We start from the raw sequence: 23835 nt of genomic DNA on the forward strand, positions 1-23835 counted from the left end.
AGGGGCCCGGGCACGGCGGCCCGGGCCCCCCGGGCGGGTCAGTTGGTGCCGAGCTTGGCGACCAGGTCGTTGATCTCGGTGGCGACCTGCGTGCCGCCGGCGTCGTACCAGCGCTTGATCTCGCCCTTCAGCTGCTCTTCCGTCATCTCACCCGACAGGTACTTGATCCGGGCGTCGGGGATGATGTCGTCGAGCTGCGCGCCCTTGGCGACCTTTGTGGGTGAGACCACAGGCAGCGCCGGGTTGAACACGGCCGTCTTGAGGTCCTCGTTCATCAGGTCCAAGCCCAGCTTGATGATGTCCTTGTACGGCTGGCCGGACGGCGTGCGCGCGTAGGCGAGGCCGCCGTACGTCGTGTCGCCCTGGAAGCCGAGCTGGGTGAAGGCCTGGTCGACGTTGTCCTGGACGGCCCGGACCGCGGGGTCGGTCTCGTTGATCAGCGCGGCGGTGTCGCCCTCGGCCTTGAAGTTGCGTCCCTCGATGCCGTTCTGGACCAGGACCTGGCCCTCCTTCGACCCCAGCTTGTCCAGGACCTTCAGGATGTTGTCGAGATCCTGCTCGGTCCGCACGTTCTGCTTGGAGATCGCGATGGCGTCGTTGTAGCCGGTGAACGGCATGGAGAACTTCTTGCCGTCGGAGCGCTTGAGGTTGCCGACCATGGCGACCTTGTCACCGTAGTTCTTGTCGCCGTCGTCCCTGAACTTGTCGAGCAGCGCCCGGGCGCGGACGTTCACGTCGATGATGATGCCGCCCTTGCCCTGGAAGAACGGATCGTCCCACTTGGCCGTGTCGTAGCTGGCGAAGTCCGGGTTGACCAGGCCCTCGTCGATCATCTTCTTCAGGAACTTGTTGGCCTCGAGGAACTCGGGGGTGTCGAAGCCGGGGACCAGCTTGCCGTTGCGCTCGCCCCACTCGTTCGGGGCGCCGAACCAGGTCTCCAGCACGTCATAAGGGCTGGAGCTGGCGTACTTGCCCGGCCACTTCGGGATGATCAGGCCGTAGGTGTCCTTCTTGCCGTTGCCGTCGGGGTCCTTCTCGGTGAACGCCTTGGCGATGTTGTAGAGGTCGTCGACGGTCTCGGGCTGCTTCAGGTCGAGCTTCTCCAGCCAGTCCTTGCGGAGCATGACCGCCGAACGCAGCATGGGCCGCATCCGGGGGATGGCGAAGGCCTTGCCGTTGATGGAGGCGTTGAGCACGCGGCGCTCGTCCGTCGGCTTCAGGTTCGGATACTTGTCCAGCTTGCCGGTCAGGTCCCAGAACGCCCCGGCCTGCGCGGCCTTGACGAACGCCGGGCCGTGCGGGTCCACGACCATGAGCTGCGGCACGTTGCCCGAAGCCAGCGTGACGTTGACCTTCTCGGCGTACTCGGCGTTGGGAACCCAGGTGATCTGGAGCTTCTTGCCGAGGAACTTCTCGACCGCCTGCTGCATCTCGCCCTTCGGGTCGGGCGCTGCGCCGAACAGCTTGGTCATGATGGTCACCGTGTTCGGATCGGTGGCGGGCGCGTCACCGCCTGAGCAGGCCGAGGCGGTGAGTGCAGCCGTTAGCGTTAACACCCCGGCAATGAGCCGCCGGCGACGGGATGCGCTCATGAGTTCCCTTTCGAATGCAATTGCGCCTCGTTCTCCGCGAAGAAGCGCTGGCAGAGCCACGTATTGAGGTAGGTCCACGCGCCGAAGCTGATCAACGGGGCGAGGATGGGCGCCGCCGAGGTCGCGTAGGCGATGGCTAGGAGTGCTAGCAGCAACAGCACGGACGAGGCCGGACGCATGAGCGCTAGCTGCGCCGCCTTGGGCCAGTAGGCCCGTAGCGGCAGGTCGTAGTGCGCGTAGAGCGGCCCTACGTACGCCCCCACACCGGCCAGTGCGAGGAGCGCCACGAAGGTCGCGATCCGCAACGCTCCCATGCTGGGCCCGAGTGCGGAGAGGTACAGATAGTTGCCGAACAGGACGGTGGCAAGTGCCGCCGCCGGCAGGACCAGCAGCGAGGCCCGGACGAACTCCCGTCGGTAGACGGTCCAGAATTCGGCCCAGGCATGAAACGTTTCATTGCGCACATGCCGCCGAGCCAGCGTGTAAGCGGCCACGGTAGCGGGCCCGAGCCCGAGAACCACGCCTCCAGCGAGCGTGAAGACGAGCCACATCAGGTTCAGGCGGACCGCCCAGATGAGCTCTGAGCAGGCAGCTTGGATCCTGATCGACATGGCGGGATGATTCATCCGGCACCACCTCTCGTGGCATGTGCACGGATACGGGGGTGGGTTGTTGCACCGTGGTTCCTGCCTAGTTACAAGCCAGTGAACGGCGGGTTGGTGCGAAATTAGTGTTGAATCGACTCAAAGTCAATGACGAGAGACCCGGAGATTTGCGTACTCTCCGATCAGCGGCGCCATCTGCCGAAAGCCGATCTTGCCTCCTGCCAGGGCGGGACCGCCGATCGAGCCGTCGTCGGCCCACCGGAACGAGACCAAATCGTTGACCGAGAACGTGATCGTCCCGGCCTCGACCTCGAGGCGCATCGCGTACGGGCCCTCTGCGTCGAGCACCGCCGGCAGCGGGTCAGGGCCCTGCGCGACCAGGTGGAAGCCGTGGCTCTTGCGCAGGTTGCAGGTGTGCAACGAGCGTTCCGAGGCCCACATGCGGCGGAAATAGGAGACGTGGTAGGCGTCGATGTCGCCGTGGTGGTACTGGTCGTAGGGGCCGGTGCGCGCCGCCAGGGCGGGGTCGAACAGGTCCTCGCCGTTCCTGCCCCTGGCGTGGAAGAACATGATGGCCAGGCCCGGCTCTCTTATGGGCCAGAAGTCCCATTCGATCCGCACGTCGGCGGGGAACTCCTCGGGGCACCAGAGGACCAGATTGGCCGCCTGGCCGTCTGAGGGCGGCCTGAGGCTCTCCAGGCGCATGCGTCCCTGGGGGAAGGACGTGGCGCCGTCCCCCTCCATGCGGAAGCCTTCCAGGTCAGCGGGGGTGGCCAGAGGGTTGCGGTAGAGCTCTGTCAAGGGGGCTCCTTCAGGGGTTCGCCCTGTGCGGCGCACGTGTCTCGCGCTCATGCGCAGGGTGTTTCAGGGCAGGCGGCGGCCCCGAATGAAACGGTTCATGGGTGACAGCGCCGGGGGTCAGGCGTCGCGGCGCAGCGCGCTGGACTCGCGGATCACCAGGTCCGGCTGGAAGATGACCTGCCGGTGGCGGTGCTGCTCGGGGTCCGCGACCTCCTCGAGCAGCAGGTCGATGGCCGTACGTCCGAGCAGCTCGCGCGGCTGCCGGATGGAGGACAGCGGCACCGCGGCCGCCGCGGCGAAGTCGATGTCGTCGTACCCGATGATGGCCAGGTCCTCGGGCACGCGCAGCCCGTGCGTGGCCATCGCCTGTAAGAAGCCCAGCGCCATCATGTCGTTGGCGCAGAACGCCGCGGTGGGCCGTTCCTCGGGGGGCAGGGCGGCCACGCGCTCGCCGACGGCCCGTCCCTCCGCGACGGTCAACGTCGGGGACGTGGAGGTGAGCAGCTCGACGGTGCCGTCGGCGGCCGCGACGGCGCTGCTGACGCCCGCGTGCCGGTCCGCCACCTGTCTTATGGACGGCGGTCCCCCGACGAACAGGATCCGCCGGTGCCCCCGCTCGATCAGGTGGGCGCCGGCGATCTGTCCGCCGAGCCGGTCGTCGACCGCCACCGAGCACTGAAGGCCGGTCGCCGGGCTGTCGACCAGCACCACGGGCGTGCCGCGGCCGGCCAGCTCCTCCAGCCAGGGGCTCTCCATCTCGACGGGGGTGATCAGTATGCCCATGACCCGCTGCTGTTCGAGCTGGTCGAGGTGGCGGCGCTCGCGGCCGGGGTCGCCGGCGCTGTTGCAGAGCACCACCATCGAGTCGTGGTCGTCGGCCACCGACTCGGCGCCCTGGGCCACGTCCACGAAGAACGGGTTGGAGACGTCGAGCACGACGAGGCCGACCGTGCGGCTGCGGCCCACCCGCAGGTGGCGGGCCACCTCATTGCGGACGAAGCCGAGTTTCTTGATCGCTTCGAAGACGCGTTCGCGTGTGGCAGGGGACACGATCTCCGGGCGGTTGAGCACATTGCTCACCGTGCCCACAGAGACGCGCGCCAGCTGCGCGACCTCCTTGATGTTCCTTGTCGCCATCGATCCTCACGAGGCCGTGCTGCTCTTGGGTGCAGAAATCGCTGGTGGACCGCTGGGCGCGGCCCATCGTGAACTCTGGCATCATAGCGGCATTCAAGATTCTTTTGAATCGTCTCAACCGCAAACCGGTCACGAGGGCGAAGCTGTGGCGTTGAACTGCATACGTGGAGCATCAGGGTCAGGTATTTCGCGGGGTTCGCCGCCACAGGCGGCGAAGTGCCAGATCGGTACGTTCACCCTCTATAGGGTGCGAGGTCGTGACTCCGACGGGTCTTAGAGCCCGGAGAAGACAGCGGTGTCGAGATCGAAGCCGATCGGGTCAGGGATGTGCATCGTGGATCCCATGGCGACACGGGTGACGGTCTGGTATTCGCCTTCTTTGGCATCGCTGAGCACAGTGACGGTGGGCGGTATGGCGACCGGGTCCACCAGAAGCATGACTGGAACCCCGCCTGCGGCGTACATGGGAGGCTTCTTCACCCGATCGTCTTCGGCGCTGCTCGGCGAGACCACCTCGGCCACCATGAGCAGACCCGAAGACAGCAACTCCCGGTCGCCCCAGCGGCGGCAGTCGGGCGGGGCGACCACGAAATCGGGCTCGACCGGGGTCCGCGGTCCATCGATGCAGACATCCACATTGCCCGCGAAGCCGTCCCAGCCGCGTTGAACGAGCAGAGGAAGCAACGCACGGTAGATCAGCATCGCGATTCTCGCGTGCTCGGGGGTGCCGACGGGACTCACGATCAATCTCCCATCGATGACTTCGGTGCGGAGGCCGGGAAGAGGCGGCAGCGCGTCGAACAGCTCGCGGACTGTGGCGGGTAGCCGTGCGGTGTCGGTCTCGGGCGTGAGCCTGCAAGGGCGCCTGCGTGATGCCATGACCATGATGGGCTCCCTACGTGTTCGTACAGACACGTAGAGTATCGCATGGTCGAAAGGCCGGACAGCCGATAGGTACGGCTGCCCGATGTCGCAACGGAACCCTTGTTGCCGCTCCTGCCAGACCCAAGTGACCGTCACCCCAGGGCGCGCCCTCGCCCGCCGGCTGCGCCGCCCACCGGACGGCCGTGTTCAAGGACCTTGAGCTCATCCCGGAGGGCTGACGTCCGGGGGATCCACCACGCGGACACGGACCGCGCGGAAGTTGGCCGGGGTGTCGCGGAGCACGGCCAGCCTCGGGTCCGGCACCACCAGGAACGGCTCGGCCTCCAGGGCGAGCAGGGGCGCCAGACGCCGGTCGGCGCGCAGGGCGTCCACGGTGCGGCGGTCCCCGCCCAGCACCACCCCCTCCAGCTCCCCCAGGTACGGCGTCAGCACCCGCACGGCCGTCTCCACCGCGTCGTCGTACGCCTGGACCGCCTGGTTGCGCCGGCGCCGGGCGAAGCGCTGCTGCGACCACCCGCCCGCCGCCGTACGCCCCTGCACCAGCCGCGATCCCACCTTGGACGCCACCAGCGAAGCCCCGGAGAAGACCCCGGCCGCGTAGCCCCCGAGCCGCACCAGGAACACCCCCACCCGCCGCTCCGCCTGGGCGTGGGCGACGAGCCGGGTGACGTGCGGCGGCCCGGGCGGCACCATTGGCGGGAACGGCACGTGCAGCTCGGCCAGCGCCCCGTCGGCGGCCACGAGCCGCACGACCCGGTCATCCCCGGAAGCCGAGAAGGGCCCGTGACGGCCCGCGAACCCGTCGATCCACGGATGCAGGCGCTCCGGCGGCACCGTCACCCACCGGCCGCCGCCCCTGGCCGGACGCGCACTCATGCCCCGAAGGTTAACCGAACACCATCGCCTCACAGCGCCCGCGGAGTCAAAGCGAAATGTCGGTTAATTTTGGCTCGCGGGACTTCTGCGCCACTCGCCGTTGCAGCAGCATCTGTACGTGTCCTCCCTGCTCACAAGCCCCTTGGTGGATCTCGACACCGGGGCGGTCATCGCCCACCCGGCCGTCGTCGACTCCACGGGCACGCTCAGGGCGGCCCCTCTGCCCATGGTGCTGGAGCTGCCCGTCGGGGTCGTCCTGGCGGGCGCGGGCGCGCTGGCGCCGCTGCACGAAGCCCTCAGAAGGGCGGGCAGGCATCCGCGCGAGGCCATCCTGCTGCTCACTGGAGCGTGCCAGAAGCAGGACCGCCCGCTCCTGAAGGTCGGGCTCGACGGCCTGCGCACGATCGGCTACCTGCTCGGCTTCGCCGACGTCGGGACGGTCGGCGCGCCACTCGACCTGGCCACGGAGGCGAGCCCGTACCTGCTGGCCCTCGACCCCGAGCTGGTCGCGCGCATCCCGGGCGACCACCGCGCGTCGGCGGTGGCGCGGGCGGTGGTCGCGCTGGCCCGCGGCATCGGCGCCCACGTGCTCGCGCCAGGCGTCGAACGCGAGCCGCAGCTTGCGGTGGCCCGCGGCATCGGGGTACGCCTCGCGCACGGCCCGCTGCTCGCCCCCGGGCCTGACGGCAAGGTACGGGTGCCGCTGCCCGTCACCGACGAGCCGGCCGCGGTCATGCTGGGCCCGCGCGTCCAGGAGCTGCTCATCCCAGCGGTGACGCTGCCCGCGGAGGCCAAGGCGGAGGACGCGGTGAAGGCGTTCGGGCAGGAACCGACGATCACCAGCGTGATCCTGGTGGACGAGTTCCAGCGGCCCGAGGCCAGCCTGGACAGGAGCCGCTTCCTGCTGTCGATCGCGGCCCGCTACGGGCACGCCCTGCACGGCCAGAAACCGGCGCGGCGGCTGGCCGACCCGCCCCGCACGGTGCCGCGGACGACCCCGGCGATAGCGGCCATGCAGGCCGCGGGCCGGGACAGGGCCCGCGTCTACGACGACCTGGTGGTCACCGACGAGATGAACCGCTGCCTCGGCATCGTCCGCGTCTCGGACCTGATCAGGCAGGTGACCTCGATCAGCGGCCGATGACTGGCCGGCGGCGCGGGCTCAGAGCGGCACGGGCTCAGACCGGCGCAGACTCGGAGCGACGCAGGCCCAGAGCGGCGCGGCACCCGGTCAGAGCGGACCGCCGGGACTCAGGCCCGCCTGCGCCACCACGTGACGAGCACGCCGCCCGCCAGGACCACGGCCGCCACGACGCGGTATCCGACGCTCATCCCGTACGTGGTCATCACCGTCCCCATGACGGCGACCCCGACCGCGCTGCCGAGCTCACGGGTGGCGCTGTTGAGCCCGGAGCCGAGCCCGGCCCGCTCGCGCGGCAGCGCGGCCATGATCTCGTGCGACAACACCGGCAGGCAGACTCCCATCGCCGCCCCCATGATCAACAGTCCGGCGGCGTACGCCGGGTAGGGCATGGCCGCGTCGGCGAACGACAGCAGCACCAGCCCCGCCACGATCCCCGCCAGGCCGGCCGGGACAGCGCTCCGGGCGGGCAGGCGGCCCGAGAGCCGCGACAGGACGATCATGGGGATGGTGAGCGGCAGGATCGCCAGGCCTGTGACCAGCGGCGAGAAACCCTTGACCGCCTGCAGGTAGCGGGCGTTGACGAAGAACATCGCGAACAACCCGAAGAACGTCACCGCCACGCCCAGCGTCCCTGCCCGCAGACGCGGCAGCGCGAACAGCCGGGGGTCGAGCAGCGGCCGCCGCGCGCGAAGCTGGTGCCCGGCGAAAACGCAGAACAGCACGGCCGCCACGCCGAACGCCGACAGCACGAGCCCGCTGCCCCATCCGGCCTCGGGCCCTTCGATGAGCCCGCCAAGCAGCGCCACGGACGCGGCCGTGAGCAGCGCCGTCCCCGGCAGGTCGAGCGGGGTGGCCGCCAGGCGGGGCACCCGCGGCACGACCACGGCGATCAGCACGGCCAGCACGCCGGCCAGCAGCACCGGCACGCCGAACAGGGCCCGCCATGGCAGGTACTCCATGACCACACCCCCGCCCACATTGCCGACGACCCCGGCGGCGCCGGTGGCGGCGGTCCACGCGGCGACGGCGTGCCCGCGTTCGGCGGCCGGGTAGGCGCCCACCGTCAGGGCCAGGGAGGCGGGCATAGCCATGGCCGCTCCCGCGCCGCTCACCGCCCTGGCGGCGATCAGCGTGGCGACGTCCGGCGCGAGCGCGGCCACCAGGCAGCCGGCGGCGAACACGCCCATGCCCGAAAGCAGCACCCCCTTGCGGCCGAACCGGTCCCCGGCCGCTCCGGCAGGAATGAGCAGACAGGCGAAGACGATGACGTACGCGTCGACGATCCAGAGGATCTGCGACGGCGATGGGCGCAGCTCGCTCGCGGCGAGCGTGGGGATGGCGAGGTTGACGGCGGCGACTAAGGCGACCGCGAGTATCACGGATGAGGCCATCGCGGCCATGATCCGCGTTCGGGCCGGATGTCCGGTTTCCAGCATCGTTGCGGGCATGCGAAACCCCCGGTTGTGGAGATGGGTGATGAGTGAGCGGAGGCCTCCCGCGGGTTCACCGTAGACTCGGCGCTGGCCTTACCTCAAATGCATCTTTGACAGGTGATATATGCGTCAGACGCAACCGAGCCTGGACCTGCTGATTGCCCTGGACGTGCTGCTGGAGGAGTGCAGCGTCTCGGCGGCCGCGCAGCGGCTGCACCTGTCGGAGCCCGCCATGAGCCGCACGCTCGGCCGCATCCGCAAGGCGATGGGGGATCCCGTGCTGGTGCGCTCGGGGCGGCAGATGGTGCCGACGCCGCGGGCGCTGGCTGTGCGGGGGGAGGTCCGGGCGCTGATCGAGGCGGCCAGAAAGGTGTTCACGCCCCCTGGCCGGCTGGACCCGGCCACGCTGGTGCGGCGGTTCACCATCCTGGCCTCGGACGCGGTGATCACTGCCATGAGCGTGGCGCTGCTGACGGAGGCGGCCGCGTCGGCTCCCGGCGTGCGATTCCATTTCATCCCCGAGGGGTACGGCGACGCGCGGGCGCTGCGTGACGGGAGCGCGGATCTGGAGGTGACCGTGATCTCGGACCCGGCGCCGGAGACGCGCGTCGAGCCCATCATGGTGGACCGGGCAGTGGGCGTCGTACGTCCCGGGCACCCGCTGCTCGACGGCCCGATCACGGCGGAGCGGCTGGCGGCGGCCGAGCACGTGATCGCCACCCGGCGGGGCCGCGCGCAAGGACCCGTGGACGAGGTCCTGGCCGGCATGGGGATGACGCGCCGCGTCGCGGGCTCGGTGCCGACGTTCGAGGCCTCGCTGATGGTGGTGCGACAGTCCGATCTGGTGGGAACGACGCCGGAGCGGCTGACCAGGCCGCTGGTGGAGGCGCTGGGGCTGGTGACGTTCCCGATCCCCTTCCCGTTGCCGGAGATGAGGCTGTCGCAGGCGTGGCATCCCCGATACGACATGGACCCCGCGCATGTGTGGCTGCGGGAGCTGGTGCGCGAGATCCTCGGCGGCCAGGACTGAGCGACGTCAGCCGGGGCGGCGCGGGGACGGTGCGGCTCGCGTGGTTCCTGGGCGGCGGCGCGTCGCCGGGATAGGAATGAGGCATGCGTCTGAACAGGAGGGCATTCCTGGGGGCGGGAATGCTGGCCGGGGTGAGCGCCGGATGCGCCACCACGTCATCGGGCCAGACTGGGAAGGGGCCCGGGTTCGACTCCCAGGACTGGGCGTCCGTGCGGGCCCAGTTCCAGCTGGACCCCGCGTACGGGCAGTTCGCCGCGTTCATCCTGGCCCCTGCCCCGGCCCCGGTCCGCGAGGCGATCGCGAAGTACCGCGACGCCCTGAACGCCGACCCCGAGTACACCCCGCCCGGCCCGCAGGCCCCCGACCAGGCGATACGCGAGGCCGCGGCCCGCTACCTGGGCGCCCGGGCCCAGGAGATCGCGCTGACCGACAGCACCACCATGGGCCTCGCCCTGGTCTACTCCGGCATCAGGCTGCGCCCGCACCAGGACGTGCTGACCACCGAGCACGACCACCTCGCCACCCACGAGGGCCTGCGCCTGCTGGCCGGGCGCACGGGCGCGGAGGTCCGCAGGGTCCGCCTGTACGACGACCCGGCCCGCGCCGCCGAGGACCGGATGGTGCAGGCGCTCAAGGCCGGCCTCGGCCCGCGTACCAGGGTGGTCGCGATCACCTGGGTGCATTCGAGCACCGGCGTCCGCGTGCCCGTCCGCGCCATCGCCGACATGATCGCCGAGGTGAACGAGGGCCGCGACGAACACGACCGGGCGCTGCTGTGCGTGGACGGCGTGCACGGGTTCGGCGCGCTGGCCGACGGGATCGCCGACCTGGGCTGCGACTTCCTGGCCAGCGGCACGCACAAATGGCTGTTCGGGCCGCGCGGCACCGGCATCGTGTGGGGCAGGACCTGGGAACCGGTGGCCCCGATCATCGCCAGCTTCAGCAGGGCGGCGTTCCAGGCCTGGCTGCACGGAGGGTCCCCGGGGCCGAGCACGGCCGAGCTGGTCACGCCGGGCGGGTTCAAGGCGTTCGAGCACCGGTGGGCGATGCCGGAGGCGTTCGCGTTCATGACGGCGATCGGCAAGGACCGCGTGCAGCGGCGCACGCAGGAGCTGGCCACCCGGCTGAAGGCCGGCCTGAGCGAGCTCCCGCACGTCACGCTGGCCACCCCCATGGCGCCTGAGCTGTCGGCGGGCATCGTGTGCTGCGCCGTCGCGGGCATGCAACCGTTCGAGGCCGTGGAGCGGCTGCGCGCGAGCAAGGTGATCGCGAGCGCGACGCCGTACAACCCGTCGCTGCTGCGGTTCGGCACGAGTATCGTGACCAGCCCCGAGCAGGTGGACCATGCGGTCGAGGCCGTGGCCGGGCTGAGCTGAGCCGAACGGCGCCGGACACTCCAGCCCGGCGCCGGGGCAGGCTCAGAGACGGCAGGCGTAGATGTCGGTGACCAGGATGGCCCGTGCGCCGATGTCCCACAGCTGGTCCATCACCCGCTGGTGGCCGTGGCGGCGGACCATGGCGCGCACGGCGACCCAGCCCTCGCGGTGCAGCGGCGAAACCGTGGGGCCCTCCATGCCGGGCGTGAGCGCGATGGCCTCCTCGATGCGCTCGGCGCGGATGTCGTAGTCCATCATGACGAAGTCGCGGGCGTGCACGACTCCCTGGAAGCGGCGGACGAGCTGCTCGACGCCGGGTGTGTCGGGCGAGCTCTGCTGCTTGATCAGCACGGCCTCGGAGCGCATGATCGGCTCGCCGAACACCTCGAGACCGACGTTGCGCAGCGTGGTGCCGGTCTCCACGACGTCGGCCACCGCGTCGGCCACGCCGAGCCGGATAGCGGTCTCGACGGCGCCGTCCAGCTTGATCACGCGGGCGTCGACGCCGGCGTCGGAGAGGTATTTGTCGAGCAGGCCGGCGTAGGAGGTGGCGATGCGGCGGCCGTTGAGGTCTTCGACCGAGCTCATCGTGCCCGCCATGGCGGCCAGGCGGAAGGTGGAGCCGCCGAAGCCGAGCGGCATGATCTCCTCGACCGGGGCGCCGGAGTCGACCAGCATGTCCCTGCCGGTGATGCCGACGTCGAGCGTGCCTTCGCCGACGTAGACGGCGATGTCGCGGGGGCGCAGGAAGAACAGCTCGCAGCCGTTGGCCTCGTCGACGACGACGAGCTCCTTGCTGTCCCTGCGTGACCGGTAGCCGGCCTCTTTGAGCATGTTTTGAGCGGCTTCGCTGAGCGCGCCCTTGTTGGGTACTGCCAGACGCAGCATGTTCAGGTCCTCGAATTGTCTCGCTGTTGCTTCTCCAGGGGCTTGGTGGCGGGCGCCGGGCGCCCTAGAGATGCTTGTAGACCTGGTCGAGGCCGATGCCCTTGGCGATCATGAGCACCTGCACGTGATAGAGGAGCTGCGAGATCTCCTCGGCTGCCCTGTCGTCCGACTCGTGCTCGGCGGCCATCCAGCTCTCGGCGGCCTCCTCGACGACCTTCTTGCCGATGGCATGGACACCGGCGTCGAGCGCGGCCACGGTGCCCGAGCCCGCGGGCCGGGTCCTGGCCTTCTCTGACAGCTCGGCGAACAGCTCTTCGAAGGTCTTCATGGTCTCTCTCGTCGTTCGGCTGACGTGCTTGATAAGCCTAGTCTGCGCGACGGGGTGACGCCGCCTTCCGTCCGCCACACGAGACGGCGTCACCCTCTCACTCATCCGAGCGCCCTCACCTGCGTAGTGGTTGTAGGCGGCGGACACCGTGGACGGCGGCGTGATCCCGTCCTGCAGCCCGACCGAGAACAGCGCCGGCGTGGTGGTGCGGGCCTCGGCGAGCGTTCGGTCCCAGAAGGCGGCGAAGTCGGCGGGCTCGGGGAGGTACTCGCGCAGCTGCGCGAGCGCGGGACTCCATAGGACATATCGGACGAGGTGCTCATCCGGCCTCGAGCGGGGATCGGCTGACATGCCAGCACCAAACCCGTCCAGTGGCAATGGCCGTCCCTCTTGATTACTGAACCGCTTCATGGAAGCCTGGCACGTCCTTCCTGGTCACCGCCTCGCGTGGCCCGGAAGCACTTCTCGGAGACGAAAGACGGCAGGGCGGCGGACAATATCGCTGATACGGTTCAGTCAGTTCGCGAGAGGAGTACGGGGTGAAGAGGCCAACGATCGCCGACATCGCCAGGCGGGCCGGCGTGTCCAAAGGTGCCGTCTCCTACGCCCTGAACGGCCAGCCCGGCGTCTCCGCGGAGACCAGGGCGCGCATCCAGGCGATCGCCCAGGAGATCGGCTGGCGCCCCAACCTGGCCGCGCGCTCGCTCAGCGGCGCCAGGGTCGACGCCATCGGCCTCGTCCTGTGCCGCCCCGCCCGGTTCCTCGGCGTGGAGCCGTTCTTCATGGAGCTGATCAGCGGCATCGAGGGCGAGCTGGCGGCCAGCTCGTGCGCGCTGATGCTGCAGGTGGTGCCCGACCACGAGGCCGAGATCGCGATCTACCGGCGCTGGTGGGGCGAGGGCAGGGTGGACGGCGCGATCCTGGTCGACCTGCACGCCGACGATCCCCGGGTGCCGGTGGTCGAGCGGCTCGGCATGCCGGCGGTGGTGACCGGGCACCCGTCGGGCGCGGGCTCGCTGCCCGCGGTGTGGTCGGACGAGGTGGCCGTGTTGCGCGAGGTGATCGAGTATCTCGCGGCGCTCGGCCACCGGCACATCGCCAGGGTGGCCGGGCTGCCGGCGCTGCTGCACACCAGGATCAGGGACGAGGCGTTCTCGGAGATCTGCGCCGAGCTGGGCGTGAGCGAGCATCCGGTCGCCCACACCGACTACACGGGCGAGCAAGGTGCCCGGGCGACCCGGCGGCTGCTCAGCTCCCGCTCCAGGCCCAGCGCGATCGTCTACGACAACGACATCATGGCGGTGGCCGGGCTGTCGGTCGCCCAGGAGATGCGCCTCGACGTCCCCGCCGAGCTGTCGATCGTGGGCTGGGACGACTCCCCGCTCTCCCAGGTGGTGCGGCCGGCGCTCACGGCGGTGACCCGGGACATCCCCGCCTCCGGCGCGCACGCCGCGCGGACCCTGCTCCAGCTGATCGGAAGCGGGGAGCCGGGGAGCCTGGAGGGGCCGCCGGCGCGCCTGCTGCCCCGGGGCAGCACCGCTCCCGCACGGCCGTGACCGAACCGTTTCACAGGCCATGTAGCCACAGGTCAGCGGCGCTGCGAGGGGAAACATTTCAGCAACCTCAGAGACTGGCTATTGTAACTTATCCGTTTAAGTGGTGAGATCCCTACACCCATAGAAATTGGGCACCGGTCGTGGGGATGCCCTCGCACATCCGCACGCCCCGCCGACGGGGAGCTCCGGCGCCCATCCGACCGATAGATCGGATAGCCCCCATGCGACGAACGATGGCAGCGTGCAGCACGGTCCTGCTGACGGTCCTGAGCGCGGCCTGCGCCACGAGCGGCCAGACCCAGACCAAGCAGGCCGACCAGAACGCCCCCGCGACCCTGTCCTTCTGGTCCACGGGCGGAGATGACGAGACCGCCACCTTCCAGAAGGCGGCCGACCTCTATCACCAGAAGCACCCGAACGTGACGATCAAGGTGCAGACCCTGTCGTGGAGCGATGCGTACGCCAAGCTGCTGGCGGCGGCCACCAGCCGCAGCGGACCCGACATCATCTCCGGCGGCATGACCTGGACCATCCAGTTCGGCGCCAGGGGCGCCATGGTGGATCTGCGCAAACACGGCGTCGACGCGCTCAAGGCGCAGGCGCTGCCCGCGCAGTGGGAGTCGGCCGTCTCCCCCGACGGCTCGGTGTACGGCGTGCCGCTGGACATGTCGACCCTCGCCCTCTACTACCGCACCGACCTGCTGGAGAAGGCCAAGGTCGAGCCACCCAAGACCTGGGACGAGCTGACCGCGGCCATCGACAAGCTCAAGGCGGCCGGCGTGAAGAAGCCCTACAGCCAGGACTGGGGCAACCTGGACTGGATCGGCTACTTCAACTACCTCTACCAGGCGGGCGGCTCGTTCTACACACCCGACTGCAAGCCCTCGCTCAACACCCCGCAGGCCGAGCAGGCGCTGAAGTACTGGGTGGACCTCTACCGCAAGCACGGCGCGCCCACCGCCACCGTGGAGGGCTCCGACGCGCTGGACACCGGCACCGCGATGGTGGTGGCGGGCAACTGGATCGCCAAGGGCATCGACGTCAACAAGCCGAAGCTGAAGGACAAGTGGGCGATGACCACGATCCCCGCGGGCCCCTCCGGGCCGACCGCGTTCATCGGCGGCCGGGCGATCGGCGTGACCTCCTTCAGCAAGTACGTCCAGACCGGTGCCGACTTCGTCAACTTCATGTACAGCGACGAGGCCGTCACCGCGATCGCGGACGAGGCCAGGAAGCGGAACATCTCCTACATCCCGCCGCGTCCCGACAAGATCGTGGACGGCTCGGTGTTCGCGCCCGAGCAGGCGAAGGTGTTCGAGGCCTCGATCAAGACCGGCAAGGCCGCGCCGGGCTGCCCCGGCTGGGACGAGAGCGCGCCGGACGTGGCCAAGCAGCTCCAGTCGGCCATCCTGGGCAAGTCAGACGCCAAGACCGCGCTGGCGGAAGCCGCCAAGGTCATGGAGCGCAACGCCGGATAGCCGCCCGCCGGGACCGGCGCGGCTGCCGGTCCCGGCACTCCGATCCCAGGAGTCCGACCCAGGAGTCTGACATGGCCTCCCCCATCCCCCTGCGCAGCAGGCTGCGCCGCTACGGCACCTCGTACGCGATGCTGCTGCCCTTTCTCGCGCTGTTCGCGGGGTTCCTGCTCTGGCCGCTGGCCAACTCGCTCTACCTGAGCTTCACCAAGTTCGACGGGATCAATCCCGCGGCGTTCACCGGTCTGGACAACTTCCGGCAGCTGGCGGAGGACGCCAGGTTCCGCCACGCGCTGGGCAACACCGCCCTGTACGTGGTGGGGTCGGTCGTGCTCGGCACGCTGCTGTCGCTGGGCCTCGCCCTGGCGTTCAACGGCACCAGCTGGCCGCACCGGATCATGCGTACTGTGTTCTTCCTCCCCTCGGTGACCTCCTCCATCGCGCTCATGCTGATGTGGAAGTGGGTCCTGTTCCCCAGCGACGTGGGCCTGGCCAACACGATCGTGGCCTGGTTCGGCGGCGACGCCGTCGCCTGGCTGGCCACACCGGGCCTGACGATCCCGATCCTGGTGCTGATGTCGGTGTGGGGCGGCATGGGCTACGGCATGGTGCTGTACGTGGCCGGGCTCGGCGCGATCCCCCAGGAGTACTACGAGGCCGCCAAGATCGACGGCGCGTCCACCTGGCGGCAGTTCCGCCACATCACGCTGCCGCTGCTGCGCCCCGTCACCACGTACGTGGTGGTGACCGGCCTGATCGGCGCCTTCCAGGTGTTCGAGGCCGTCTACATCGTCTTCCAGCAGGGCGCCAACACCATCGGCGGCGTGCTCGACTCGGGCCTCATGATCGTCCCCTACCTCTACGACCAGGGATTCACCCACTTCAGGCTGGGCTACGCCTCGGCGATCGCCTGGGTGCTCTTCCTGATCATCTTCGCGCTCAGTCTCGTCAACCTGCGCCTGGGCCGCGCCACGAAGGAGCTGTGATGGCCGTCGCCCCGATGGACACGATCGCCCCGGTCCAGCAGTCCGGGCACAGCGCGGAGACCGGCGGCAGCCGGCGCTCCCGGATCAACGGGCATCTGCTGCGCCTGCCGTTCTACCTGCTGTCGCTGACGATGATCGTGCCGTTCTACTGGCTGGTCATCACGGTGTTCAAGCCGCCGAGGGAGCTGGCCAGGACGCCGCCGTCGTTCGTGCCGCAGTCCCCCACGTTCGACAACTTCTACGACCCCGACTGGACCCCCAAGGGGATCAACCCCGGCCACCTGCAGGGCATCTTCCAGCGTTACCAGGTGGACCTCGGGTTCTGGCGGTTCCTGCTCAACAGCATCGTCATCACCACCACCATCACCGTCGCGTCGCTGCTGATCTGCTCGCTGGCCGCGTACGTGATCGCCAAGCACGACATCAAGGGCCGCCGGACCATCTTTCTGATGATCATCGCCTCGATGATGGTGCCCTGGCAGACCACGCTGATCCCCAACTACGTGATCATGCGGAACCTGGGCTGGCTGGACAGCTACGCCGCCTACATCATCCCGGCACTGGCCAAGGCGTTCGTGCTGTTCTTCCTGGTGCAGTTCCTGCAGTCGATACCGAACGAGCTGATCCAGGCCGCCAGGGTGGACGGCGCAGGCGAGTGGCGGATCTGGTGGAAGATCGTGCTGCCGCTGCTGCGGCCCGCGCTCGCCGCGATGTCGATCTTCATCGTGCTCGCGGAGTGGAACAACTTCCTCTGGCCGCTCATCATCGTGCAGAGCGACGAGATGGCGAACATCCCCGTCGCGCTGGCCAGGCTCAACTCCTACTTCGGCGGGCCCGACCACCAAGGCGCGATCATGGCGGGCGGACTGATCGCCTCGGTTCCGACGATCGCCTTCTTCCTGATCTTCCAGAAGTACTTCACCCGCGGCATCGCGCTCAGCGGCCTCAAGGGCTGACCCGGTGCGCTTGGAGCAGCTCCAGGAGGTCTCTGTCCACCAGGAACCCGTCGAGCTGCTCGAAGCGCGCCCCGGGCCGCCGGTGCCCGATCACTCCGAACGGCCCTTGGAACTCCCACAACGCGTAGCCCCAGCCGAACGAGGCGAACACGCCGAGCACGTCGGACAGCCAGCGCAGCGCGACGTCGTTCGGCGTGTGGTCGTAGCAGCCGAACTCGCCCACGTGGACGGGCACGCCCTCAGCGGCCACCGCCCGCCACGGGGTGTAGAAGTCACGCAGCCCGGCCCTGTCCCAGTGCCGTTCCTCGTAGTCGCACGGGTAGGCGGGCTCGGCCAGGCCCTGTGAGCCGTCCCACCACTCGGCCCGGTAGTGGCTGACGCTCATCGGCTGGTAGCCGCGGGTGCTGTGGATCACGCCGAGGTCGGCCAGCTCCGGCATGGCCAGGTGGCCGCCGCCCAGCCCGTCGATCACGATCGGCCGGTCCGGGTCGGCCTGCCTGACCTCCGCCACCACGCGGCGGATCACGGCCTCGTGCGCCGCCCTGGTGAACCCCCGCTGCCCCACGGACGGTGGCTCGTTGACGAGGTCGAAGGAGAGCTCGTCGCCGAGCACGCCCCGGTATCGGCGGGCGAAGCCGGTCCAGATGGCGCTGAAGCCGTCCTGCGCCTCCCGGTCGGCCCAGAGGTTGTGGTGCTCGCTCTCCCAGCCGGTGATCACGTAGCCGGGGGCGCGGTGGAGGTTGAGCGAGAGGTGCAGTCCGCGCTCGCGGCAGGCGTCGAGGTAGGTGTCGAGCACCTCGAGCACCCGCTCATCCGGGTTGGCGTAGTCGAGCCCGTCGGTCCAGAAACGGTAGTCGCACGGCATGCGGACGAAGTCGAAGCCCCACGAGGCGATCGCGTCCAGCACCCGCTCATCCGCCGACGCCGGCTTCACGCCCGGGTCTTTCCAGAACATCCACTGCAGGTTGAACCCGTAACGCCTCATCTCGTCACCACCTCATTCACAGAACGAAGCACAGGTGCACGGACCAGGGCACGCTCGTCCAGGCCCGCCGTACTGATCAGGAACTCGGCCCGCTCGCCGGGCAGCAGCGTGACGAGCTGGTCGTCGACCTCGGCGTCAGGGTCGAGCCGGTCGGGGAAGACGGCCAGGTCGCGCAGGAGCGTGCGGGCGGTGACCGTCAGCCGGAGCCCGTCAGGGGCCGGCTCGGCCGCGGCGTCGTAGCGTGGCTCGGGCAGGCGCAGGTCGCGGTCGGGCGCGAAGAACCACAGCGCCCGGCCCACCGGCGGCCCGCCCGCCGGTCCCCCGGCGCCGCCCGGCCCGTCAGCCGGCCCGCCCGCCCGTGCCCCGGCATCGCCCGGCCCGTCAGCGCTCAAGGCGCCGTGGTGCTCGGTGACGTCGACGGCGATGAGCTCGGTCGCCGGGTCGCCCGGCTCGGCGACGGACGCGACCAGCGGCACGGTGACGGCCGCGCGCGGCGGCACGTCCAGCTCGAGGGCCTGCGCCGCGAGCGGGGTGCCGTCGAAGTCGTGCCGTACGGCCTCGGCCGTCGCCCGCCACGGCCGCCCGGTGTCGTTGACGGCGACCAGCGCCAGGCCGCCGTCGCGCGGCTGCACGGTCAGCAGCCGGTCGGCGTAGGCCCGGCGCAGCGCGTGGAACAGCGGCTTCTTGCGGCCGTCCCCGTCCACCGCCGACCACGAGGTGACCGGCCAGCAGTCGTTGAGCTGCCACACCACGCTGCCCGCGCAGTGCGGCCAGAGCGACCTGAAGTGCTCCACCCCCAGCTGGATGGCGCGTGCCTGGTTGACCTGGGTGAGGTAGTGCCAGTCGTCGAAGGTCTCGGGGACGGGGAAGTGCGGCTTGAGCCCGGCGGCCAGCTTGAGGTTGCCGTCGATGGCCTTCTGGTGGTGCAGCAGGCCGCGGGAGTCGGGCAGCAGCGGGTCGTCGCTGATCGCCCTGCGGATCGTGGCGTACGCGGCAGGGGCCTGGAAGCCGTACTCGGCGGCCATGCGGGGCCGGTAGTCGCGGTAGACGGTGTAGTCACGCTGGTTCCACACGTCCCAGATGTGCATGGTGCCGTGGCCCGGGTCGTTGGGCGGCAGGTCCGTGGAGCCCGAGTAGGGGCTGCCCGGCCAGTACGGGCGCGTCGGGTCCAGCTCGGCCACGATGCCCGGCAGCAGCTCCAGGTAGAAGTGCCCGCCCCAGCTGCGTCCCTGGAGCGGCTCCTGCCAGCCCCAGTCGGCGTAGCCCTCGAGGTTCTCGTTGTTGCCGCACCACAGGACCAGGCTCGGGTGCCGGCTCAGCCTGGCGACCTGCTCGCGCGCCTCCGCCTCGACCTCGGTCCTGATCGGCTCCTCCTCGGGGTAGGCGGCGCAGGCGAACGGGAAGTCCTGCCAGACCAGCAGACCGAGGCGGTCGCACAGGTCGTAGAAGTGCTCGCTCTCGTACAGGCCCCCGCCCCAGACCCGGACCAGGTTGGTGTTCGCCTCGCAGGCCTGGGTGAGCCTGGCGGCGTAGCGGTCGCGGTCGATCCTGGTGGGGAAGCAGTCGTCGGGGATCCAGTTGACCCCTCTGACGAACACGTCGACACCGTTGACGGCCAGCGTGAACGCCCCGCCCTCGGTACGCAGGCTCACCTCGCGGAGCCCGATCTCCCGGCGCCACACGTCCTCGCCCGCCGTCACCTCGAGCTCGTGGAGCGGCTGCGCGCCGTACCCTCTCGGCCACCACAGCTCCGGGTCGGGCACCTCCAGCGTGATCACGGCCTCGCTCCGGCCCTCGGGGATCACGGCGCGCCCCGACACGCCCTTGATCGCCGCGGTCACCTCGACGGCTCCCGCCTTCTCCACCTGGACGTGGACGTCCACCCTGGCCGCCCCGTCGCCGAGGGTGACGAGCGGCCGCACCTCCGCGATCCTGGCCCCGCTCCACTCGTGCAGCCCGATCGGCCGCCAGATGCCGGCCGTGACCAGGGTCGGCCCCCAGTCCCAGCCGAAGTTGCAGGCCATCTTCCTGATGAACTGGTAGGGCTGGGTGTAGGCGCCCGGCCGGTCGCCGAGCTCCTCCTTCAGCCGCTCGGCGTACTCCATCGCCGACCCGAACGTGACCGTCAGCCGGTTGCCGCCGATCCGCAGCGCGTGGCGCACGTCGAACCGGTAGGAGCGATGCATGTTCGCGGTCTCGCCCACCCGGACGCCGTTGAGCTCGATGACGGCCACGGTGTCGAGCCCCTCGCACACCAGGTCGGTGCGCTCGTGCTCGGTGCCGTCCCAGGTGAACTCCGTCTCGTAACGCCATTCGGTACGCCCGATCCAGGCCAGGCGGACCTCGTTGTCGTCGAGGTAGGGATCGGGGATCAAACCCGCGGCGAGCAGGTCGGTGTGCACGCAACCCGGGACGGTGGCCGGGGCCTGGATGTCACCGCCCGCCGAGCGGACGGTCCAGGCTTCATGCAGGGGGCGGAACAGGGTCATCAACCCTCCGGGCTCGAGCGGCGGAGATTGACATCGCATCACTAAACCCGTTTAGTTGCAATGCCGATCGCTGAGGTTTCTGCTCGGTCAAAGAGCGGGCGGGGCGGTGCTGCCTCTGGAGACCAGGCGCGGGTTGCCCTGTTCGGTGTCGGCCACCTCGCGGCCCTGGACCAGGTCGAGCAGGGACCGGGCGGCCTGGGCGCCGTAGGCGGCGATGTCCCTGCTGACCGCCGTCAGGTGCGGCCGGGCCAGCAGGCACAGGGCGGAGTCGTCCCAGGCCACGACGGACAGCTCGCCCGGCACCGAGATCCCCGCCTCGCGGGCGGCGGCGGTGCCCGCGACGGCCATCACGTCGTTGTCGTAGACGATGGCGGTCGGCCGCTCGGGCCTGCGCAGCAGGTCGAGCGTGGCCCGCTCGCCGCTCTCGCCGCTGTAGTCGGCGTACACGGTGCTGCTCTCCACGCCCAGCCTGGCGGCCGTCTCCCGCATGGCGGCGGTCCTGACGCCGGTGTGCATGAGCTCCTCAGGCCCCGCGACCCTGGCGATCCTGCGGTGCCCCAGCCCGGCCAGGTGCTCGACCACCGCGGTGAGCGCGCCGCCGTCGTCGATCCAGACGGCGGGCAGCCGCCCCGTCCGCTCCGGGCCGCCGATGACCAGGGCGGGCAGCCGCAGCTCCTCCAGCACGTCGATCCTGGCGTCCTCGGTCCGCAGGTCCACGACGAACACCCCGGCCACCCGGTGCTGCGCCCACCATTTCCGGTAGATCGCGATCTCGGCCTCGTGGTCCTCGGTCATCTGCAGCAGCAGCCCCACGGACGCCGCCGACAGCGTGGCCTCGATGCCGGAGATCAGCTGCATGAAGAACGGCTCCAGCCCCAGCGTGCGCGCCGGCCGGTCCACCACCAGGCCCAGCACGTCCGGCCGGCCGTCGAACAGGGCCCGCGCCAGGCTGTTGGGCTGCCAGCCCAGCTCGGCGGCGATGGCCTGGATGCGGCGGCGCGTCTCGCTGGAGACGCCGGGACGGCCGTTCAGCGCGAACGACACCGCCCCTTTCGAGACGCCGGCCCTGCGTGCGATGTCGTCGATCGTGGGTCGCTTCATCGGCCGTCCCTTGACGTTTACCGGTTCATGTCTGCCGCCAGCGAGACTCTACGACAAACGACACCGCCCGCCGCATCCCCCTACGGGGAGGCGGCGGGCGGGTGCACGATCAGCCGGGCGTCGTCCGGTCGAACCTCGGGTCAGCGGTCGAAGCGGCGGCCCGAGTTGCGGCGGTAGCCGCCGCCGTTGCCGCGCTCGTCCGAACGGCCGCCGCCGGAGCGGTAGCCGTCACGCGGGCCGTCGGAGCGGTAGCCGCGCTCCCCCGCCGACGCGCGGTCGGCAGAGAACGGGCGGCCGCGGTCGGAGGCGTAACGCCCGCCGCGGTCGTCCGAGCGGAAACCGCCGCGCTGGCCGCGGTCGTCCTGGCGGAACGGCCGGTCGTCGGAGCGGTACCCGCCGCTCGAACGCCCGTCGCGGCGCCGGTCGTCCCCGAAGCTACGCGGCTCCTGCGAGCGCCCGAACGGCCGGTCGCCGTCGGCGCGCCGCCGGGGGCGCCGGTCGTCGCCGGAGCCGAACGCGCGCTCTCCATCCTCGTGACGCCGAGGACGGCGCTCGCCGTCGAACTCCCTGCGCGGGCGCCGGTCGTCGCCGGAGCCGAACGGCCGGTCACCGTCCTCGTGACGGCGCGGACGACGGTCCTCACCGGACCCGAACGCGCGCTCTCCATCCTCGTGACGCCGAGGACGGCGCTCACCGTCGAAGTCGCGGCGCGGGCGGCGGCCGCCGCGGCGCTCGCCGTGACCGCCCTCGCGGCGCGGGCGGAGCGGCTTGCGGACGTCCGGCTCCCAGACCGGGATGGCCTCGCCGCTCGGCGTGCGGGCGCCGGTGACCTCGGCCACCCGCGGGTGACCGGGCGTGGCCTTCAGGCGGAACGGGTGGATCCCGGCGCGCCGGGTGAGCGCGTCGGTGGAGCGGCGCTCGCTGGGCAGCACCAGCGTGACCACGGTGCCCTTCTCCCCGGCGCGGGCCGTACGGCCGCCCCGGTGCAGGTAGCTCTTGTGGTCCTGCGGCGGGTCGACGTGCAGCACCAGGCTGATGTTGTCGACGTGGATGCCGCGCGCCGCGACGTCGGTGCAGACGAGCACGTTGATGGCGCCCTCGCGGAACTCGGCGAGGATGCGGGTGCGCTGGTTCTGGCGCTTGCCGCCGTGCAGGCCGCCCGCCTTGACGCCGACCCTGGCCAGCTGCTTGCACAGCCGGTCCACGCCGTGCTGGGTGCGGACGAAGATGATCGTACGGCCCTCGCGGTTGGCGATCTCGGCCACGACGTCGAACTTCTCGTCACGCGTGACCTGCATCACGTGGTGCTCCATGGTGTCGACCGGCGAGGTCGCGGGCGCCACGGAGTGGGTGATCGAGTCCTTGAGGAACCGCTGCACCAGCTTGTCGACGTCGCCGTCGAGCGTGGCCGAGAACAGCAGCCGCTGCCCGTCGGCCGGGGTCTGCGCGAGCAGGTCGGTGACGACGGGGAAGAAGCCGAGGTCGCACATGTGGTCGGCCTCGTCCAGGACGCTGACCTCGACGTCGCCGAGCGAGCACTCGCCCTGCCGGATCAGGTCACCCAGACGGCCGGGGGTGGCGATGACGATGTCGACACCGCGCCGCAGCGCCTCGATCTGCTTGCCCATGGACATGCCGCCCACGACGACCTTCATGCGCAGCCCCAGACCGCGGCCGAGCGGCTCCAGTGCGTCGTGCACCTGGAGGGCGAGCTCGCGGGTGGGCACCAGGATCATCGCGCGAGGGCGGCCGGGGGCCGGCCTCACGCCCGCGATGCGGGCCATGGTGGGCAGGCCGAACGCGAGCGTCTTGCCGGAGCCGGTCTGGCCGCGGCCGAGCACGTCGTTGCCGGCGAGCACGTCGGGAATGGTCGCGCTCTGAATGGGGAACGGGCTGTCGATGCCCTGCTTGGCCAGCCCGGTGACGAGCGGCTTGGGCAGGCCGAGCAGCTCGAACTCGGACGGGCCCCGCTCGGGAGCGGCCTCGCCGCGCGAGCCGGAGCCCTCAGCGGTGGAGTCCACCGCGCCAGGGGCGGTCTCATCGAATGCGGGCATGACAGAGTCAAGCATGGTCACGAAAGTCGTGCCTTTCCGTGGAAGTGGCGCGTCACTTCTGCGAAAGGACGAGCCGGGGCGTACGGCACACGCCGTACAGGGGTCAGGGCGCCCGCCATCGGGGCGGGTCAATTCTCA

General features: G+C 70.4%; 20 protein-coding genes and 1 pseudogene. 7 read left to right on the top strand and 14 right to left on the bottom strand.

Going from position 1 to position 23835, the window contains the following annotated elements; genetic code table 11:
* Positions 1-38 precede the first annotated feature (38 nt).
* The 6 genes from ABN273_RS12585 to ABN273_RS12610 form a co-directional block, all read right to left on the bottom strand.
* Positions 39-1472, bottom strand: coding sequence for an extracellular solute-binding protein (locus tag ABN273_RS12585; RefSeq protein ID WP_349448905.1), 1434 nt, complete (start codon positions 1470-1472; stop codon positions 39-41).
* A gap of 116 nt (positions 1473-1588) precedes the next feature.
* Positions 1589-2203, bottom strand: coding sequence for a YesL family protein (locus tag ABN273_RS12590; protein WP_349448906.1), 615 nt, complete (start codon positions 2201-2203; stop codon positions 1589-1591).
* 138 nt (positions 2204-2341) lie between these two features.
* Positions 2342-2998: a DUF1961 family protein gene (locus ABN273_RS12595; RefSeq protein WP_349448907.1), complete on the bottom strand. Its 657-nt coding sequence runs from the start codon at positions 2996-2998 to the stop codon at positions 2342-2344.
* 117 nt (positions 2999-3115) lie between these two features.
* On the bottom strand, positions 3116-4135 hold the full coding sequence (locus tag ABN273_RS12600; RefSeq protein WP_349448908.1) for a LacI family DNA-binding transcriptional regulator: 1020 nt from the start codon (positions 4133-4135) through the stop codon (positions 3116-3118).
* A gap of 273 nt (positions 4136-4408) precedes the next feature.
* Positions 4409-5020, bottom strand: a complete 612-nt coding sequence (locus tag ABN273_RS12605) for a Uma2 family endonuclease (protein WP_349449008.1) — start codon at positions 5018-5020, stop codon at positions 4409-4411.
* A gap of 201 nt (positions 5021-5221) precedes the next feature.
* Positions 5222-5896 carry an acVLRF1 family peptidyl-tRNA hydrolase gene (locus ABN273_RS12610; RefSeq protein ID WP_349448909.1) on the bottom strand — a complete coding sequence of 225 codons (675 nt, stop codon included), beginning with the start codon at positions 5894-5896 and terminating at the stop codon, positions 5222-5224.
* A gap of 118 nt (positions 5897-6014) precedes the next feature.
* Between ABN273_RS12610 and ABN273_RS12615 the strand changes: the two genes are divergently transcribed.
* Positions 6015-7040, top strand: a complete 1026-nt coding sequence (locus ABN273_RS12615; protein WP_349448910.1) for an EAL domain-containing protein — start codon at positions 6015-6017, stop codon at positions 7038-7040.
* A gap of 107 nt (positions 7041-7147) precedes the next feature.
* Here ABN273_RS12615 and ABN273_RS12620 read toward each other — a convergent pair whose 3' ends face one another.
* A complete protein-coding gene (locus tag ABN273_RS12620; RefSeq protein ID WP_349448911.1) occupies positions 7148-8431 on the bottom strand; it encodes an MFS transporter in 1284 nt (427 codons plus the stop codon).
* A gap of 166 nt (positions 8432-8597) precedes the next feature.
* Between ABN273_RS12620 and ABN273_RS12625 the strand changes: the two genes are divergently transcribed.
* Together ABN273_RS12625 and ABN273_RS12630 are read left to right on the top strand one after the other, a co-directional pair.
* A complete protein-coding gene (locus ABN273_RS12625) occupies positions 8598-9503 on the top strand; it encodes a LysR family transcriptional regulator (RefSeq protein WP_349448912.1) in 906 nt (301 codons plus the stop codon).
* An 83-nt stretch (positions 9504-9586) separates the two neighbouring features.
* Positions 9587-10879 carry an aminotransferase class V-fold PLP-dependent enzyme gene (locus tag ABN273_RS12630; RefSeq protein ID WP_349448913.1) on the top strand — a complete coding sequence of 431 codons (1293 nt, stop codon included), beginning with the start codon at positions 9587-9589 and terminating at the stop codon, positions 10877-10879.
* 42 nt (positions 10880-10921) lie between these two features.
* Here ABN273_RS12630 and hisG read toward each other — a convergent pair whose 3' ends face one another.
* The 3 genes and pseudogenes from hisG to ABN273_RS12645 form a co-directional block, all read right to left on the bottom strand.
* Positions 10922-11767, bottom strand: a complete 846-nt coding sequence (gene hisG / locus ABN273_RS12635) for an ATP phosphoribosyltransferase (RefSeq protein ID WP_349448914.1) — start codon at positions 11765-11767, stop codon at positions 10922-10924.
* 64 nt (positions 11768-11831) lie between these two features.
* A complete protein-coding gene (locus ABN273_RS12640; protein ID WP_020547470.1) occupies positions 11832-12095 on the bottom strand; it encodes a phosphoribosyl-ATP diphosphatase in 264 nt (87 codons plus the stop codon).
* A 126-nt stretch (positions 12096-12221) separates the two neighbouring features.
* Positions 12222-12506: pseudogene (locus ABN273_RS12645) on the bottom strand (acetylxylan esterase); the annotation flags it as partial.
* A gap of 128 nt (positions 12507-12634) precedes the next feature.
* Between ABN273_RS12645 and ABN273_RS12650 the strand changes: the two are divergent.
* The 4 genes from ABN273_RS12650 (at position 12635) to ABN273_RS12665 (ending at position 17068) form a co-directional block, all read left to right on the top strand.
* Positions 12635-13651 (top strand): LacI family DNA-binding transcriptional regulator, encoded by a 1017-nt coding sequence (locus tag ABN273_RS12650; RefSeq protein ID WP_349448915.1) that lies wholly within the window; start codon positions 12635-12637, stop codon positions 13649-13651.
* A gap of 221 nt (positions 13652-13872) precedes the next feature.
* A complete protein-coding gene (locus ABN273_RS12655) occupies positions 13873-15129 on the top strand; it encodes an extracellular solute-binding protein (RefSeq protein WP_349448916.1) in 1257 nt (418 codons plus the stop codon).
* Between the two features lie 71 nt (positions 15130-15200).
* Complete coding sequence (locus ABN273_RS12660) at positions 15201-16112, top strand: carbohydrate ABC transporter permease (protein ID WP_349448917.1); 912 nt, start codon at positions 15201-15203, stop codon at positions 16110-16112.
* Positions 16112-17068: a carbohydrate ABC transporter permease gene (locus ABN273_RS12665; RefSeq protein ID WP_349448918.1), complete on the top strand. Its 957-nt coding sequence runs from the start codon at positions 16112-16114 to the stop codon at positions 17066-17068. The genes ABN273_RS12660 and ABN273_RS12665 overlap by 1 nt, the downstream gene beginning before the upstream one ends.
* Here the strand turns inward: ABN273_RS12665 and ABN273_RS12670 are convergent.
* The 4 genes from ABN273_RS12670 to ABN273_RS12685 form a co-directional block, all read right to left on the bottom strand.
* Positions 17058-18053, bottom strand: coding sequence for a glycoside hydrolase family 5 protein (locus tag ABN273_RS12670; protein WP_349448919.1), 996 nt, complete (start codon positions 18051-18053; stop codon positions 17058-17060). The genes ABN273_RS12665 and ABN273_RS12670 overlap by 11 nt on opposite strands.
* Positions 18050-20542, bottom strand: a complete 2493-nt coding sequence (locus ABN273_RS12675; RefSeq protein WP_349448920.1) for a glycoside hydrolase family 2 protein — start codon at positions 20540-20542, stop codon at positions 18050-18052. The genes ABN273_RS12670 and ABN273_RS12675 overlap by 4 nt, the downstream gene beginning before the upstream one ends.
* Positions 20543-20629: 87 nt before the next feature.
* A complete protein-coding gene (locus ABN273_RS12680; RefSeq protein ID WP_349448921.1) occupies positions 20630-21643 on the bottom strand; it encodes a LacI family DNA-binding transcriptional regulator in 1014 nt (337 codons plus the stop codon).
* 140 nt (positions 21644-21783) lie between these two features.
* Positions 21784-23697: a DEAD/DEAH box helicase gene (locus tag ABN273_RS12685; RefSeq protein ID WP_349448922.1), complete on the bottom strand. Its 1914-nt coding sequence runs from the start codon at positions 23695-23697 to the stop codon at positions 21784-21786.
* Between the last annotated feature and the right edge of the window lie 138 nt (positions 23698-23835).

It is taken from the genome of Nonomuraea sp. B19D2 (assembly GCF_040137845.1).
Taxonomy (GTDB): domain Bacteria; phylum Actinomycetota; class Actinomycetes; order Streptosporangiales; family Streptosporangiaceae; genus Nonomuraea.